The sequence below is a fragment of the Sideroxydans lithotrophicus ES-1 genome (assembly GCF_000025705.1).
GTDB classification, from domain to species: domain Bacteria; phylum Pseudomonadota; class Gammaproteobacteria; order Burkholderiales; family Gallionellaceae; genus Sideroxyarcus; species Sideroxyarcus lithotrophicus.
The window spans coordinates 2494835-2510746 of record NC_013959.1 but is presented as its reverse complement, the minus strand read 5'-3'; the positions used below and the strand labels follow the sequence as shown (position 1 = coordinate 2510746).

Sequence of the window (15912 nt, the reverse complement as noted above, 5' to 3'; positions counted from 1 at the left end):
ATGCGACTGCCATTCTTCAAACGCGCCGCGACCTTCGAGCACGGCATCCATCCGGCCTACCACAAGGAGACCGGAAGTTTGCCGATACGCCGCATGGCGTTCGCACCGCGGCTGATCGTGCCGCTGTCGCAGCACATCGGTAAACCTGCCGTATGCTGCGTGAACGTCGGCCAGGAAGTGGTGCGCGGCGAAGTCATCGCCACTGCGGACGGTTTCGTCTCGCTGCCGGTCCATGCTCCCGCCACCGGCGTGGTGGAGGACATCGGCGTGTCGCTGGCGGCCAACGGCAAGATGGTGGAATCGATCACCATCCGCGTGTACGAAGCCGACAGCCAGGAAGTGCAGGTACGCACACCGCGCGATGTCGAATCCCTCGGCAAGAAAGAGCTGCTGGAAGCAATCCAGCAGACCGGCATCTCCGGCCTGGGCGGTGCGACCTTCCCGGCGCACGTCAAGCTCAATGTCCCGCCGGAGACTGCGATCGACACGCTGGTGGTGAACGGGGCGGAATGCGAACCCTTCCTCACCTGCGACCATCGCATCATGGTGGAGCGCACGCAGGACCTGTTGCGCGGGATACGTTTTGCCATGCAGGCCAGCGGCGCGCCGCGCGCGGTGATCGGCGTGGAAGACAACAAACCGGATGCTATCGCCGCGATCGAGGCCGCATTGCCGCTTGATGGCACGGTCACGGTGAAGGCGCTGGAGACCAAATACCCGCAAGGCGCGGAAGACACCATCATCTATGCACTGCTCGGGCGCGAGATCCCCGCCGGCCAGCGTCCCGCCTCGATAGGCGTGCTGGTGAACAACGTGATGACGCTGGCCTATCTCGGCCGCCTGTTGCCTGCCGGTGAGGGCATCGTCGAACGCGTGCTGACCGTGGCCGGCCCTGCAGTGGAAAAGCCCGGCAACTACATCGTGCCGATCGGCACACCGTTGCGTTTCCTGCTGGAACAGGTTGGCGCGAAGAGCAATGCAAGCGAGATCATCCTTGGCGGCCCGATGATGGGCATGACCATCTCGTCGCTGGACGTGCCGGTGACCAAGGGCACCTCGGGTGTGCTCGCGTTCGGCAGGGCGCAACTGCCCGAGGAAGCGCCCAAGGTCTATTCCTGCATCAAGTGCGGCGAATGCCTCAAGGTCTGCCCCAAGTTTCTCAACCCGTCGCAACTGGGATTGCTGGCAGCCAAGCGTGAATATGAGGAAATGGCCGAGCGCTACAATCTGGATCGCTGTTTCGAGTGCGGCTGCTGCAGCTATGTCTGCCCGTCGCACATCCCGCTGGTGCAGCAATTCCGCATCGCCAAGGCTGTGAATCGTGAGAAAGCATCCGCAGCATGAGCATCGAACTTCGCACTTCACCCCACCAAGTCAGCGACCGCAGCGTCCCCACCATCATGAAGCATGTGGTGCTGTCGATGCTGCCGATCTGTGCGTTTGCGATCTGGCAATACGGCCTGTCGGCGCTGGCCTTGCTGCTCACGGTCACCGCGACCTGCCTGCTCACCGAACGCCTGCTCAACCGTTCTGCCCCGAGCACGCTGAACGACTGGAGCGCGGCCATCACCGGCATCCTGTTGGCACTGACGTTGCCGCCGACCTTTCCATTATGGATGGGCGTGGTGGCCGGATTCGTCGCCATCGCCATCGGCAAGGCGCTGTTCGGCGGGCTGGGCTTCAACGTGTTCAACCCGGCACTGATCGGGCGCGCGTTCGTGCAAGCGGCCTTCCCGGTCGCCATCACCACCTGGTCGCCGGCCTTCTCCACGCAGCGCTTCAGCGAATTCATCCCCAGCACGCTCACTGCGCCGCTGATGATACCGCCCGACATCGCCGCCTGGATCAAGCTGCAGAGCGTGGATGCCTTCACCGGCGCGACACCGCTGGCGCGCTGGAAGTTCGAGAACGTCACCGCTACTGCGCATGACCTGTTGAGCGGTGCGGTGACCGCGTCCACCGGCGAGACCTCGGCCATCCTCATCCTGGTGTGCGGCATGTATCTCGCCGCGCGCAAGTTCATGGACTGGCGCATCCCCGTGGCAGTGCTGGCCTCGGCGGCATTCACCGCGTGGATGTTCCAGTTGTACGATCCGAGCCACTATCCGTCGCCGTCGTTCGTATTGCTGTCCGGCGGCCTGATGCTGGGGGCGGTGTACATGGCGAGCGACATGGCGACATCGCCGGTGACACCGGTGGGGGTATGGATCTACGGCGCGGTCATCGGCGTGGTGACGGTGATGATCCGTTATTTCGGCGGACTGACCGAGGGGGTCATGTACGCCATCCTGCTGGGCAACGCGATGTCGCCGTTCATCGACCGCTATACACAGCCGCGCGTGTTCGGTACCCGCCAGAAGAGGCAGAAATGAGCGAACCCACCGACATCCAGACGACACCCGGCAGCAAGATGATCCTCACCATGGTGCTGGTCGCCAGCATCTGCGGCGTGCTCATCGTCGGCGCATTCGAGAGTACCAAGGCGCCCATCGCCGAGAACAAGCGCATCATGGTCGAGCGTGCCGTGTTCAAGGTTCTGCCGGGTGCGGCGACCATGCGCGAATATGCCGCGACAGCCGCGGGCATCCAGCCGATGGCAGACGGGACGGTTCCGCCGGGCGGCATCAAGTTCTATGCAGCCTATGACCAGTCCGGCGCACTCAAGGGCATTGCCGCCGAGGCTGCAAGCAAGGGCTACGCCGACATGGTGCGCCTGCTCTACGGCTATGACGTGAAGTGCCAGTGCATCATCGGCATCAGTGTGGTGTCGATGCGCGAGACGCCCGGCATCGGCGACAGGATCATCACCGACCAGGCGTTCCTGAAGAACTTCGAGGCGCTCGATGTGCGCGTCAACAGCGAGCTGACCGCATTGGCCAACGAGGTGAAGACCGTCAAGCACGGCACCAAATCCGATCCATGGCAGATCGACGCGATCGCCGGTGCCACGATCACGTCCAAGGCGGTCGGACGCGGCATCAACGAGAGCGCACAGAAACTGCTGCCCAAGCTGTTCCCACATATCGGGGAGTTGAAACCATGAGCCTGCCCAATCAAGCCGACGAGTCGATCACTTTCGATACCTTCATGGAAGGCGTGTGGCGCCAGAACCCGGTGTTCGTGATGGTGCTGGGCATGTGCCCGACACTGGCCGTCACCGTCTCCGCGGTCAACGGGCTGTCGATGGGAGCCGCCACCACCTTCGTGCTGACCAGCTCCTGCTTCCTGATCTCGCTGATCCGCAACCTGGTGCCGAAGGAGGTGCGCATCGCCACCTACATCGTCATCATCGCCACCTTTGTCACGCTGGTCGACTACCTGATCCAGGCGACCAGCCTGAAACTGTACGAAGCGCTGGGCGCATTCATCCAGCTGATCGTGGTGAACTGCATCATCCTCGGCCGCGCCGAAGCGCACGCCTCCAAGAATCCGCCGCTCAAGGCCGTGGTCAATGCGCTCGGCATGGGGGTCGGTTTCACCATCGGCCTGTTCACACTCGGCGGCACGCGCGAGATCCTGGGGGCGGGCAAGCTGTTCGGCATCTCGCTGTTCGGCGAGCATTTCCAGCCCTGGGTGGTGATGGTGTTGCCGCCGGGCGGCTTCTTCGTGCTGGGCGGCTGGCTGCTGCTGTTCGCGCTGTTCCGCGGCAAACCGGCAACGGAAGGAGGGCATCATCATGGGGCATGAGTCTGTAAGCCAGATATTCATCAGCACGCTGCTCACCAACAACTTCGTGCTGGCGATGTTCCTCGGCCTGTGTCCGTTCCTCGGCGTGTCGGGCCGTTTGGGCACCGCCTTCCCGATGGGTGTGGCGACGACGTTCGTGATGCTGGTGGCATCGTTGTGCGCCTACGGGCTGAACCTGTTGCTGGGCTATTTCCATCTCGAATTTCTGCGCCTGATCTCCTACATCGTGGTGATCGCCTCCTCGGTGCAGCTGGTGGAGATGGTGATGAAGAAATACAGCCCGGCGCTGTTCCGCGCGCTCGGCATCTACCTGCCGCTGATCACCACCAACTGCGCGGTGCTGGGCGTGGCGCTGTTCCAGACCGCGCGCGACTACAACTTCACGCAATCGCTGGCGTTCGCTTCCGGCGGCGGCGCGGGTTTCACTCTGGCGCTGGTGTTGATGGCCTCGCTGCGCGAACGGCTGCAGCTTTCCAACGTACCGACACTGGTGCAGGGCACCGCGCTGTCCTTGATCCTGGCGGGATTGCTGTCGCTGACGTTCATGGGTTTTGCCGGACTGGGAGGTGGCGAATGATCTACGTCAGGACCATATTGATACTGCTCGCCTTGCTGGCGGGCTGGCTGCTGGTGCGCGCTGCCGCCCGGCGCTTTGCCGCAGGCCATCCGGAGTTCGGCGCAGTGCGCGAGGAAGGCGAAGGTTGCGGCTGCGGCAACCATAAATGCGGCGAAGCGGAATGCAAGAGGAAGGCGCACTGACCGCTGTTTTTGCGACCGGAAGATTTTTGTGCCGGCAGGGCCGGTGAAGGTATCTGAAACGTAGTTCAACAACACAGGAGAAGTCCATGCAACCCTACGTCATTCCTTTCCAGTCTCTGGGTATCGCAAACATCCCGGAAGTGGGCGGAAAGAACGCATCGCTCGGCGAGATGATTTCCAACCTGAGTTCCTCCGGTGTGCTCGTGCCCGGCGGATTCGCCACCACGGCGCAAGCCTATCGCGATTTTCTGGCGCATGGCGGACTGGACAAGCGCATCGAACAGGCGCTGGAAAAGCTGGATGTGGAAGACGTCACGGCGCTGGCCGAGGCAGGCCGCACGATACGCGGCTGGATCGTCGAGGCGCCGCTGCCGAAGCAGCTGGAAGAGGAGATACGCCAGCATTATGCAAAATTGTCCAGTGAAGGCGAGGGCAGTTTCGCGGTGCGCTCATCGGCCACCGCGGAAGACCTGCCGGACGCCTCGTTCGCCGGACAGCAGGAGACCTTCCTCAACATCCACGGCATCGACAACATCCTGCATGCGATCCGCGAAGTGTTCGCCTCGCTGTATAACGACCGCGCCATCTCCTACCGCGTGCACAAGGACTTCACCCATGCCGACGTGGCACTGTCGGCGGGCGTGCAGCGCATGGTGCGTTCCGACCTGGGCGCCTCCGGCGTGATGTTCACGCTGGACACCGAGTCCGGCTTCCGCGATGCGGTGTTCATCACCTCGTCCTACGGTCTGGGTGAGATGGTGGTGCAGGGATCGGTCAACCCGGACGAGTTCTACGTGCACAAGCCGCAGCTCGCGGCAGGTTTTCCTGCCGTGATACGCCGCAGCCTGGGTTCCAAACTGCAGCGCATGGTGTTCGACGAACAACGCTCCGCCGGGCGTTCCACGCGCATCGAGAGCGTGCCCGCGGCCGAGCAGTCGCGTTTCTCGCTCAACGATGCGGACGTGCTGCAACTGGCGCGCTACGCCGTTTCCATCGAACAGCATTACGGTCGGCCGATGGACATCGAGTGGGGCAAGGACGGCCTCGACGGCAAGCTCTACATCCTGCAGGCGCGGCCCGAGACGGTGAAGTCGAATGCCTCCGCCGGCGGCACCGAGAAATACAAATTGAAACAGCGCGGCGACGTGCTGGTCGAAGGCCGTGCCATCGGCCAGAAGATCGGTGCGGGCCGCGTGCGCATCGTCGCCAGTACCGCCGAGATGGACAAGGTGCAGGCGGGCGATGTGCTGGTCACTGACATGACCGATCCCAACTGGGAGCCGGTGATGAAGAAGGCGTCTGCCATCATCACCAATCGCGGCGGGCGCACCTGCCATGCCGCCATCATCGCGCGCGAACTGGGCATCCCGGCCATCGTCGGTTGTGGCGATGCGACGACGGCACTGCAGGATGGCGAGACCGTGACCGCATCCTGCGCCGAAGGCGATACCGGCTACGTCTACCACGGCAAGCTGGAGTTCGAAGTGGTGTTCCACAGCGAAGCCGCGTTGCCGCCGATCCCGGTCAAGCTGATGCTCAACGTCGGCAATCCCACGCTGGCGTTCGAGTTCGCGCAACTGCCGTCTGCCGGCGTGGGACTGGCCCGCCTCGAATTCATCATCAACAACCTGATCGGCATCCACCCCAAGGCGGTGCTGGAACACAACAAACTGCCGGGCAAGTTGCACGACGCGGTGATGCAGCGTGCGGCAGGCTATGCCGACCCGGTCGAGTTCTATGTGGAGAAGATCGTCGAGGGCGTGTCCACGCTGGCGGCCGCGTTCTGGCCCAAACCGGTCATCGTGCGCCTGTCCGACTTCAAGTCGAACGAATACCGCAAATTGCTGGGCGGCGAGATCTACGAACCGATGGAAGAGAACCCGATGATCGGCTTCCGCGGTGCCGGGCGTTATGTCGCGGCGAACTTCAGCGATTGTTTTGAACTGGAATGCCGTGCCATGAAGCGTGTGCGCGAGAAGCTCGGTTATACCAATGTCGAACTGATGATCCCGTTCGTGCGTACTGTGGGTGAGGCGCGCGAGGTCGTCGCCACGCTGGAAAAGAACGGACTCAAGCGCGGCGAAAAGGGATTGCGCCTGATCATGATGTGCGAGATACCTTCCAACGCGCTGCTGGCGGAAGAGTTCCTGCAATACTTTGACGGCTTCTCCATCGGCTCCAACGACCTTACGCAACTGACTCTGGGACTGGATCGGGACTCCAGCCTGGTGGCGGACCGTTTCGACGAACGCGATGGCGCGGTGAAGGCGCTGCTGAGGATGGCCATCTCCACTTGCAACCGCCTGGATAAATACGTCGGCATCTGCGGACAGGGCCCGTCCGATCATTTTGATTTCGCGCAATGGCTGATGGAGGAAGGTATCCAGACCATGTCGCTGAATCCGGATACGGTCGTCGAGACATGGCGCAGACTGGCCGAGAAAGGAACTGCCGGGAAATAAGTAAGTTGTCATTCCGGCGCAGGCCGGAATCCAGCGATTTTATTCAATCAACCTTTTGTGTTTGCCCTTGCGATGCAAGGGATTTTTAATCAACTGGATTCCGGCCTGCGCCGGAATGACGGAATTCAAAAATGGGTTGCCAAAAACCTGGCGACCGCAGCAGCCAGATCAGGTGAGTCCGACTGCCGCAACCACCACCGCACAAGCAACTTGTGCGGCATCACCAGCAAAACGTTTCCCCAGCCCCTCCCCCATCCCACTCTCCCCTTTTGGGGGGAGGGGTCTTTTTTTTGTTTTTGAGAAATACGCCGACTGCGTGTGTACCTTAACAGGTAAGCCAGCGTAGTGGACTGGTCAGAATAAACCCGTTTGCAGCGGGCATTGAATCATCTGGGTTGACTGGAAAATGGATATCAGTTTCGTCCCCGCCGAATTTTCCCAGGCACATTTTTGTTGCAGTTTTATTAATCCACATCCGCTGTTGCTCATATGAAACAGCTCCGTGAATTTTTTATTACAAGGCGGGTTTTGGATTTTTTCGCGGCAAAATCCGCGCCGAATTCTCAATCAGGGAATTTATTTGATTCCGTCGGCCGGCGTGCCGACTGACGAAACCAACCTACACTTAAGGAGCTTTAAAGATGCAAAAGAAACTGATCGCACTGGCTATCGCCGCTGCATTCTCCGCACCGGCATTCGCTGACAATGCCAACGTTAACCTGTACGGCAAGGCAATCCTGACACTGGATTCCTACACCAGCAACCAGGCTGCCAGCGTAAGCAATATGCGCGTTGCTTCCAACGCATCGCGTTTCGGCGTCAATGGCAGCGAAGACGTGGGTGATGGTCTGAAGGCTATCTACCAATACGAAGTGCAAGTTGATGCCAACGGCGCAGCTGGCAACGGTTTTGGCAACGGCACACGTAACTCCCACGTAGGTCTGGCTGGCAGTTTCGGTGAGATCGCTCTGGGCGTCTGGGATACTCCTTACAAAGTCACCCACAACAAGATCGAACTGTTCGACAACACCACTGCATACAGCGCGACCAACATCATCGGTCACGCTACTGCAACTGGCGGCGTCAACTACGTGACTCGCAAGGCTGCCAACATCCAGTACATTTCCCCATCTCTGGGCGGTGTGAAAGTTGCAGTGATGTACGCTCCTGACTCTGCCAAGACAGCCACTGTGAACAAGACATTGCTGTCGTTGTCCGCTACCTATGATGCAGACGGCATCTACGGTTCTTTCGGCTACGAAAGCCGTCCTGACCAGACAACTACTGGCCAGACCGACAATGCGATGCGTCTGGTAGGCCGTTATGACTTCGGCGGCGCATGGATCGGTGCAACTGTTGAGCGTATCAAGGTGAATGCAACTGCCGCTGTCAACTACACACAAAGCAACGCAGAAGTGGTTGGCGGCGTGAAGTTCGACGCAAGCACCCTCGCTCTGAGCTACGCCAAGGCAGGCAAGACCAATGTTGCTAACACTGGTGCCAACCAGGTTTCCCTGCGTTACGGTTACAACTTCTCCAAGCGCACTGAAGTGTTCGCTGCATACACTTCGCTGAAGAACGACGCTGCTGCATCTTACGGCGCTGCGATCTACACTGGCGCTGCTGCGGGTTCTACCGTGTCTGCATTCGGCGTAGGCATCGCCCACTCCTTCTAAATCTGACTTAACTGTCAATTTTCAAGGAATAGAACGGACACCTTCGGGTGTCCGTTTTTCTTTGCGCAAAGAAAGAGTTAAGAAGCAAACGCTAATTTACTGGAAAACCCCGTGTTTATTGATGTTGATCAAGGTGTCGCAAAAAAGATACATATTACTAATATATTACATGCTGAGCATTGAAACGCCTGAGGCGGCGGTGTTACCTTGCGCGTCGGAATAGGAAGGGCGACCTTCCGAACCATTTCGCGAGGGATTGGCCCGATACGAAAGTGAATATCAACACTAGGAGATCATTCAACATGCAAAAGAAAATCATCGCACTGGCAATCGCTGCAGCTTTCTCTGCACCGGCTTTCGCTGATGTACAAGTTTACGGTCTGGTGGACATGGCAGTTGCAAACCTGTCAGCTGACGGCCAGAAGAGCGACACGCAAGCCATCTCCGGCGGCCTGTCCACTTCTCGCGTTGGCCTGAAGTCCGCAGAAGACGTGGGCAACGGCATGAAGGTTCTGGTTAACCTGGAATACAAGATCGACGCTGGTACTTCCGTTGGCCTGAACCAATCTGCTCGTCAACAACTGCTGGGCTTGGCTGGCGACTTCGGTACTGTTGCTGCCGGTTACCTGCAAACCACAGCTTATGACTTCCAGAACAGCTATGACCCGACTTCCGGTTCGACGATCTCCCCACTGGCCAACATCCACAAGGGTGGCGGCTTCCTGGTCAGCTCGCTGACTGGTGCCAACCGTGCCCAGCACGCTCTGGCCTACATCTCGCCTAGCTTCAGCGGCGTGACAGTTGCCGTGAACTACTCCACCAACCTGTCCGATACTCTGGGCAACCTGGGTGCTGCGAGCACAGCTACAACAGGCCTGAAGACCAGCGCACTGTTGGCATCGGCTAACTACGTTGGTACCTCCCTGCCTCTGGCGGTCGGCGCGGTGTATGTCAAGACCTCGACCAGCAATGCGATCGACACCAGCGCAAAGGAATACGCTCTGGGCGGTTCGTATGACTTCGGCGTGGCCAAGATCTTCGCAACTTACCAGTCCAACACACCGACAGTTGCAGGCGTGAGCGGCAGCGCGAACAAGGCCGAGTCCGTCGGCGCAACCATCCCGGCTGGTCCTGGCACAGTGGTCGTGAGCTATGCCAAGGCCAAGATGGCAGTTGCAAGCACCGGTGCTTCCGGCGAGACCGTTGGCTACCTGTACAACCTGTCCAAGGACGTGACCCTGTACGGCGCTTACTCGAAGATGTCCCAAGATGCTGGCACTCGCGCATTCAGCGTGGACAACAGCGCCTTGGGTGGTCTGGCCACTATGAATCTGGGTGGCGGTTCTTCCGAGCTGGCATTTGGTATGCGCAAGAAGTTCTAATCACTCGCTGGCTTAGCCAGTCAGAGATTAGTACGTAGTATCTGAAACCCACTGTGGCGACACAGTGGGTTTTTTACGTTCATCCAAAGCGATGGGCATGCTGAATGATCGACTGTCTGTGAGGGCCGTTTTCATTTGACAGCGCCGCGCTGACGGTGCGTCCATGAACGCTTGCATTTACGGGTTGTTGTATAACTGTGTCATGTCACTTATAGTACAAAGGTGACAGCAAATCATATGCTCAACAACCTTACCAGCAAGGGGTGAACATGCCTAATTCCCGTATCACGCTAGACGCCAGCAAACGTGGTGGTCGTCCGTGCGTTCGCAATTTGCGTATCAGCGTTTATGACGTGTTGGATATGCTTGCCGAAGGCATGAGCGAGGCAGACATTATCGAAGATTTTCCTGAACTTGAAACCGCCGACATTCGTGCTTGTCTGGCCTTTGCGGCAAACCGCGAACATAATCTTTATACCGTGGCGGTTTAATGAAGCTTTTGCTCGACGAAAATCTGTCGAGGCGAATCGTGCCATTTCTGCAAACCGCATACCCCGGTTCTTCACAGGTCGCGTTGCTTAACTTGGAAGGTGCAAGTGATTCCGAAGTCTGGCAATACGCAAAAAATAATGGTTTCGTGATCGTCAGCCGTGATTCGGACTTTCAGGAGCGCTCACTTGTAGCTGGCCACCCGCCACAGGTGGTGTGGCTCAAGATACCAAACCGTTCCAAAACGGTTGTGCTAAATATTCTGCTCGATCACCACACGGAAATCGAACAGGCATTGTTTGAACAGAATCTTGCATGTGTGGAAATCAGCTCAGGCAATAAATAGAGTAAACAAGGAGCATCATCATGCTGAATCTGGATAGTCTCATCATCGAATTCGACAAGGGCCTGCGCACCCTGTTCGCCACGGCGCCGACCGCGCGTCCCTATCCCGATGGCGACATCGCCGATGCTGAAATGAGTGCAGCGGAAAAGAAGCACGCCGCCGCGCTGATGCGCATCAACCACACCGGCGAGATCTGTGCCCAAGCCCTGTATCAGGGGCAGGCGCTGACTGCCCGCGATGCTGCGGTGCAGGAGAAGCTGAACCACGCCGCGTGGGAAGAGACCGAGCACCTGGCTTGGACATCGCACCGCGTGCACGAACTCGGCGGCCGCCTGAGTCTGCTCAACCCGTTCTGGTACACCGGCTCGCTGGCGCTGGGTGCATTGGCCGGTGCGCTGGGCGACAAGTGGAACCTGGGTTTCCTGGCCGAGACCGAACGCCAAGTCGGTGCCCACCTGCAAAGCCATCTGGACAGCCTGCCGGCGCAGGATGCGAAGAGCCGTGCCGTGGCGCAGCAGATGTACGTGGATGAGGTCGGTCACGCCGACATGGCGGTGGAGCTGGGTGCGGAAGAATTGCCGCTGCCGGTGAAGCTGGCGATGCGCGGGATGTCGAAGGTGATGACGAAAACGGTTTATTGGGTTTGATACGTTCCCTCACCCTAACCCTCTCCCAGGGGGAGAGGGAATGTCAGTCGAAATTGAAGTCTCTGCAGCTATATCCAGAGTACGCACGGATATTGAATATTCAACTGAACTGAAGAAGACTGGTCCCCTCTCCCCCTGGGAGAGGGTTAGGGTGAGGGAAGTCTATCCCTCGATGATCTCGAAATCGTGCGTCACCTTGGCCGTCTTCCCCAGCATGATGGAGGCCGAGCAGTATTTTTCCGCTGACAGGTGGATGGCACGCTCGACCTGTTCGGGTCTCAGGTTTTTTCCTGTCACCACGAAATGCAAATGGATGCCGGTGAACACCTTGGGATCCTTCTCGGCGCGTTCGGACTGGATGTCCACCACGCAATCGCTGATCTGCTGGCGTGCTTTCTTCAGGATGGTCACCACATCGTAAGCAGTACAGGCGCCGGTGCCGATCAGCAGCATCTCCATCGGGCGCGGTCCCAGGTTGCGTCCACCGCCGGCGGGCGGGCCATCCATCAATACGGCGTGGCCGCTTTCCGTTTCACCGAGAAAAGAGACTTCTTCTACCCATTTGATGCGTGCTTTCATGTGACACCCCGTATGTTGTTCAGTTGTCCGATTTGTCCGAGATCCAGCAAAACAGTTCCCGGACATTGTCGACGAAGATACTGGACTACCGCCATCACCCGCAAGGAGTACGCCCTTGCCCAGCTGGCCGAGAAGGGCAGGGTGATCATGATTTTAGCCGATACCAGAGCAGGCCGATCATCTCGTGCATGAATATCCGGCTGTCGCGTAAGGCGCTGGCGCTGGGGATGAAGACCAGCAAGTCGAGCTGATAGCGCGTGGTGTAGGCGGTGGGGGCGGGGTAGACCTGGAATCCGGCGGCCTGGAAGACCTGCACGGCACGCGGCATGTGCCAGGCATGAGTGACCAGGTAGATGCGCGAGATGCCTTCTTTTTTGAGAACCTCGCGACTCAGGCGGGCGTTCTCCAGCGTGTTGTTCGAGGCGCCTTCAGCCCAGCGCACGGGTACGTTGAATTCCTGTTCCAGTGTTTTTTTCATCTGTGCCGCTTCGGACAGGTCGTTGCCCAGCGGCGTACCGCCGGTGACCAGGATAGGTTTGCCGGTTTGGCGGTACAGCCGGGCGGCATAGCGTAGCCGTTCCAGCGTCTCCTTGCTGACCGTGTCGCCTCCGTATTCGGGAGCGCGGAAGTTGGTGCCGCCGCCCAGCACCACGATGGCATCTGCCTGCGGTTTGCTGGTGTCGTTGACGAAAGGCTGGCCTTCCAGGCCTTGCAGCATGGCCTCGGCGAAGAAGGGTGTGGAGAGCAGCCACAGCAAGGCTACCGATACAGTCAGCAGGGTGCGTGCGATCACTGGCCGCTTGTGCCAGAGCCACAGGCCGAGCACGGCGAGCAGCAGCAGGTTGAGCGGCGGCAGCAGGAAGGCGCTGACCAGGTTGGTGATGAACCAGTTGATATCCATAAGCAACCAAATGAACAAGGTGCGCCATTATCGCAGAGAGCGGATCGCTGTCAGAGCGTCACAATAAAATCATCTGCTTGTCATTAAAATTTCGCATGCCGCGGCGACACTGCGCGACATGAAGAATCTGCTCAAATACTGGCGCTGGCTGATCCCGCTGCTGCTGTGGAGTGCAGATGCCAATGCCTGGGGCTTATACACCCATGTCTATTTCGCCCAGATGCTGCTGTGGGCAGTCCCGTTCACCGACCCGCGCTATCGCCGCGCGATCAAGTCTTTCCCCAGGCTGGTGCTGGCCGGCGCTTGTCTGCCGGATCTGGCGCTGCTGAGCGAGCAATCGTGGGGCAAGCCGTTCTCCACCACGCACCAGTGGCAGCGCGCACGCAAGCTGCTCGACGATGCCAAGAGCGATGAGGAATATGCGATCTCGCTCGGTTTCGTCAGCCACTTGCTGGTGGATGTGATCGCGCACAACCATTTCGTCCCCGCGCACGAAAAGATGTGGGGCAACATCCCCCTGCTGACGCATGCGGCCTGCGAGTGGGCGATGGACATGCATATCCGCGAGCAGTTGTTCGCAGAACCGGGCGAGTTGATGCATGCGCATCGCGCCGAGCTGGCCCTGTATGTGGCAGAACATTTTGCATGCCCGCACAGCCTGGCGAAACGCGGTGTGGGCATGCTGGCGGGTGCCGAGAACCTGTTGCGCAGCAGCCGCCTGTCGCACCTGTGCTACCACGGCGCACGTGTCCTCGATGCCGGCATGCAGCGCCGTTTCAACTATTACCTGAGCGAGACCGGCGCGCGGCTGACGCACATCGACCGCATCCTGCTGGGCGAGGAACCGGTGTGGGACGCCAATCCGCATGCCGACGATCCCACGCTGCGCCAGCGCATCGAACTCGTCACGCCGCTGCAATTGCGGCACCGCATCCCGCTGCCGCAGGATGTGTTCAGCGAGGTCTAGGCAGCACTGCATCAATCGCCGTCCATCAGCCAAGTTGATGTAAAGATCGTGGCCAAGGGTTGGCGGTAGTTATCGAGATCATTGAGGTTCCCCAAATTGGCGACAACATTTGGAATCCGCTCCTGCGTCATTCCGGCGAAAGCCGGAATCCAGCTTGACCAATAATTCCGCATAGCGGGCAAAGCCGCGTTTGGTGCGTCGTCCCACTGCGTGGGAATCTAATGTTTGGCTGGATTCCGGCTTTCGCCGGAATGACGGCGGCTGAAGATGTGTGCGTGATGAATTACGGAAAGATCAAAAGGTCCCGTCCGTTCGCCGGCTCGGAGTATCTGCCGTGAACCGAGTGGATATTTGACTATCAGGCTGCGGCTCTTGCCAGCTTGAACTGGCCTATCGTTTCGTAGAGCGCTTTGGAGGAGTTGGCCAGGGTCAGCATCTCGTTGCGCGCCTGCTCGATATCGGTGGCGGTGCTGGCGCTGATGGTGGCGACCGAATTGATGTTGAGCGAGATGTTCTCGCCGGCGGCCGACTGGTCCTCGGTGGAAGAGGCGATCTGGCGCATCATCTCGGCGACGATGAGCACCGAATCCTCGATCTGCTGCAGCACCCGGCCCATGTTCTCGCCGTGCAGCACGCCCTGGGCCACTTCCTGCTTGGCCAGGGTCATGGCTGTGCTGGCCTGTTCGGTCTCGCTTTCGATCTGCTGCACGATCCTGGTGATGTCCGCCGTGGCGCTGGTGGTGCGTTCCGCCAGCTTGCGCACTTCGCTGGCGACCACCGCGAAACCGCGGCCCTGTTCGCCTGCCCGTGCCGCCTCGATGGCGGCATTGAGCGCCAGCAGATTTGTCTGCTCGGCGATCTCCTTGATCATACTGCTGACGCTGCCGATGCGCTGGGTCGCAACATTCAACTCGGTCATGGTCGTGACTGACGAACTGACGGTCTGGTCGATCTGGCCGAGGGCGAGGATGGTGGACTGACCGGTCTCGCTGCCCGACTGCACCAGCGCCAAGGTCTGTTTGGCAGCGGCAGAGGCATTGGCCGCATTGGTGGCGATGTGCTTGATCGTGTTGCCCATGGTCTCGATGGCATCGCTCACCTGGAACACCTTGGCCGACTGTTCCTTGGCATTGGCGGTGACCGAGTGCGCCATCTGGCTGACGCCGTGCGCGGTCTTGTGGGTCTGGTTGGCCGAGACATGCACCTCATGCAGGATGGATTCGAAGCGCGCGATGAAATTGTTGATCGTGCCGGACAGGTGGCTGATCTCGTCCTTGTTGTGTGCGGTCAGGCGGCGGCTGAGGTCGCCGTTGTGCAGATGGTTGATCTCGCTGACGATGTGTTCCAGGCGTTTGCGCAGGTTGCGGCCGAACATGGTCTCGGCGAGCACGGTGATGACACCCAGCGCGATCATCGGCAGCAACACCACCCACAGTACCTTGTTCATGAAACTCTCGATCTTCTGTCCGGAAGCGATCTCGGCCGATTTGTTGGCAGAGACCAGGCTGTCCAGGTTCTTCGCCATCGGGGCGAGGTACATGCTGTACATGACATCCGGGATCTGCAGCGCGTCGTTCGGGCTGGTCGCGGCGATCTTGATCGCGTTCCTGAAGCCCTGCACATAAGCTGTCCACTGTTTGGATACATCCGCCAGCGGCTTGAGCAGGGCTGGTTGCGATGACGCATCGGAGACACGTTTGATCAGCTCCTGGATATGCGCATCCGCCTGTTCAAGCTGGGTCGCGGTCTCGGCCAGAATGGGGTCGCCGCGGCTCACCGCCAGGGCGGTCGCCTCGATCTCGATCAGGCTCTTGTCCGTCGTCTGCATGGTCTGGTAGGTATGGAATTCCTGGCGCAACTGGTTCAGGTTGATCATCACGAAAGCGATGACGGTGAACATGCCGACCAGCGATATGCCCATCATCAGGCGCAGTTGCTGTTGCAGGGTAAGTGTCTTGAGCAGGGAGACGGGCCGCATCATTCGGGACCTCCGGAACGTTGAACAGGGATGGATGGA

16 protein-coding genes are annotated in these 15912 nt (G+C 59.4%); 13 read left to right on the top strand and 3 right to left on the bottom strand.

The genetic code is table 11. The features are described 5' to 3' along the window. The 12 genes from rsxC (at position 1) to coq7 (ending at position 11448) form a co-directional block, all read left to right on the top strand. Positions 1–1344, top strand: a complete 1344-nt coding sequence (gene rsxC, locus SLIT_RS12420) for an electron transport complex subunit RsxC (protein WP_013030608.1) — start codon at positions 1–3, stop codon at positions 1342–1344. Continuing rightward, on the top strand, positions 1341–2372 hold the full coding sequence (locus tag SLIT_RS12415) for an RnfABCDGE type electron transport complex subunit D (protein WP_013030607.1): 1032 nt from the start codon (positions 1341–1343) through the stop codon (positions 2370–2372). The genes rsxC and SLIT_RS12415 overlap by 4 nt, the downstream gene beginning before the upstream one ends. Next, positions 2369–3043: an RnfABCDGE type electron transport complex subunit G gene (locus SLIT_RS12410; protein ID WP_013030606.1), complete on the top strand. Its 675-nt coding sequence runs from the start codon at positions 2369–2371 to the stop codon at positions 3041–3043. Before SLIT_RS12415 ends, SLIT_RS12410 begins: the two co-directional genes overlap by 4 nt. Further along, complete coding sequence (gene rsxE / locus SLIT_RS12405; protein WP_013030605.1) at positions 3040–3687, top strand: electron transport complex subunit RsxE; 648 nt, start codon at positions 3040–3042, stop codon at positions 3685–3687. Before SLIT_RS12410 ends, rsxE begins: the two co-directional genes overlap by 4 nt. Then, positions 3677–4264, top strand: a complete 588-nt coding sequence (locus tag SLIT_RS12400; protein ID WP_013030604.1) for an electron transport complex protein RnfA — start codon at positions 3677–3679, stop codon at positions 4262–4264. The genes rsxE and SLIT_RS12400 overlap by 11 nt, the downstream gene beginning before the upstream one ends. Beyond that, positions 4261–4446, top strand: coding sequence for a hypothetical protein (locus tag SLIT_RS12395; protein ID WP_013030603.1), 186 nt, complete (start codon positions 4261–4263; stop codon positions 4444–4446). The genes SLIT_RS12400 and SLIT_RS12395 overlap by 4 nt, the downstream gene beginning before the upstream one ends. Positions 4447–4532: 86 nt before the next feature. Next, positions 4533–6908 (top strand): phosphoenolpyruvate synthase, encoded by a 2376-nt coding sequence (gene ppsA, locus SLIT_RS12390; RefSeq protein ID WP_013030602.1) that lies wholly within the window; start codon positions 4533–4535, stop codon positions 6906–6908. Positions 6909–7549: 641 nt separating this feature from the next. Further along, entirely contained in the window at positions 7550–8584 is a 1035-nt protein-coding gene (locus SLIT_RS12385) for a porin (protein ID WP_013030601.1), read from the top strand. Between the two features lie 302 nt (positions 8585–8886). Further along, positions 8887–9966 carry a porin gene (locus SLIT_RS12380; protein WP_013030600.1) on the top strand — a complete coding sequence of 360 codons (1080 nt, stop codon included), beginning with the start codon at positions 8887–8889 and terminating at the stop codon, positions 9964–9966. 269 nt (positions 9967–10235) lie between these two features. Further along, on the top strand, positions 10236–10457 hold the full coding sequence (locus tag SLIT_RS12375; protein WP_013030599.1) for a DUF433 domain-containing protein: 222 nt from the start codon (positions 10236–10238) through the stop codon (positions 10455–10457). Next, the gene (locus SLIT_RS12370) at positions 10457–10801 is read left to right on the top strand and encodes a DUF5615 family PIN-like protein (RefSeq protein ID WP_013030598.1); all 345 of its coding nucleotides are present in this window, start codon (positions 10457–10459) and stop codon (positions 10799–10801) included. The genes SLIT_RS12375 and SLIT_RS12370 overlap by 1 nt, the downstream gene beginning before the upstream one ends. A 20-nt stretch (positions 10802–10821) precedes the next feature. Further along, entirely contained in the window at positions 10822–11448 is a 627-nt protein-coding gene (gene coq7 / locus SLIT_RS12365; RefSeq protein ID WP_013030597.1) for a 2-polyprenyl-3-methyl-6-methoxy-1,4-benzoquinone monooxygenase, read from the top strand. A 162-nt stretch (positions 11449–11610) separates the two neighbouring features. Here coq7 and SLIT_RS12360 read toward each other — a convergent pair whose 3' ends face one another. Next, positions 11611–12027 (bottom strand): OsmC family protein, encoded by a 417-nt coding sequence (locus tag SLIT_RS12360; protein WP_013030596.1) that lies wholly within the window; start codon positions 12025–12027, stop codon positions 11611–11613. Positions 12028–12172: 145 nt separating this feature from the next. Continuing rightward, the gene (locus tag SLIT_RS12355; protein ID WP_013030595.1) at positions 12173–12928 is read right to left on the bottom strand and encodes a YdcF family protein; all 756 of its coding nucleotides are present in this window, start codon (positions 12926–12928) and stop codon (positions 12173–12175) included. Between the two features lie 118 nt (positions 12929–13046). Here SLIT_RS12355 and SLIT_RS12350 point away from each other — a divergent pair, with 118 nt between their 5' ends. Next, positions 13047–13895, top strand: coding sequence for a zinc dependent phospholipase C family protein (locus tag SLIT_RS12350; protein ID WP_013030594.1), 849 nt, complete (start codon positions 13047–13049; stop codon positions 13893–13895). A gap of 358 nt (positions 13896–14253) precedes the next feature. Here SLIT_RS12350 and SLIT_RS12345 read toward each other — a convergent pair whose 3' ends face one another. Further along, a complete protein-coding gene (locus SLIT_RS12345) occupies positions 14254–15876 on the bottom strand; it encodes a methyl-accepting chemotaxis protein (protein WP_013030592.1) in 1623 nt (540 codons plus the stop codon). Positions 15877–15912: the final 36 nt, after the last annotated feature.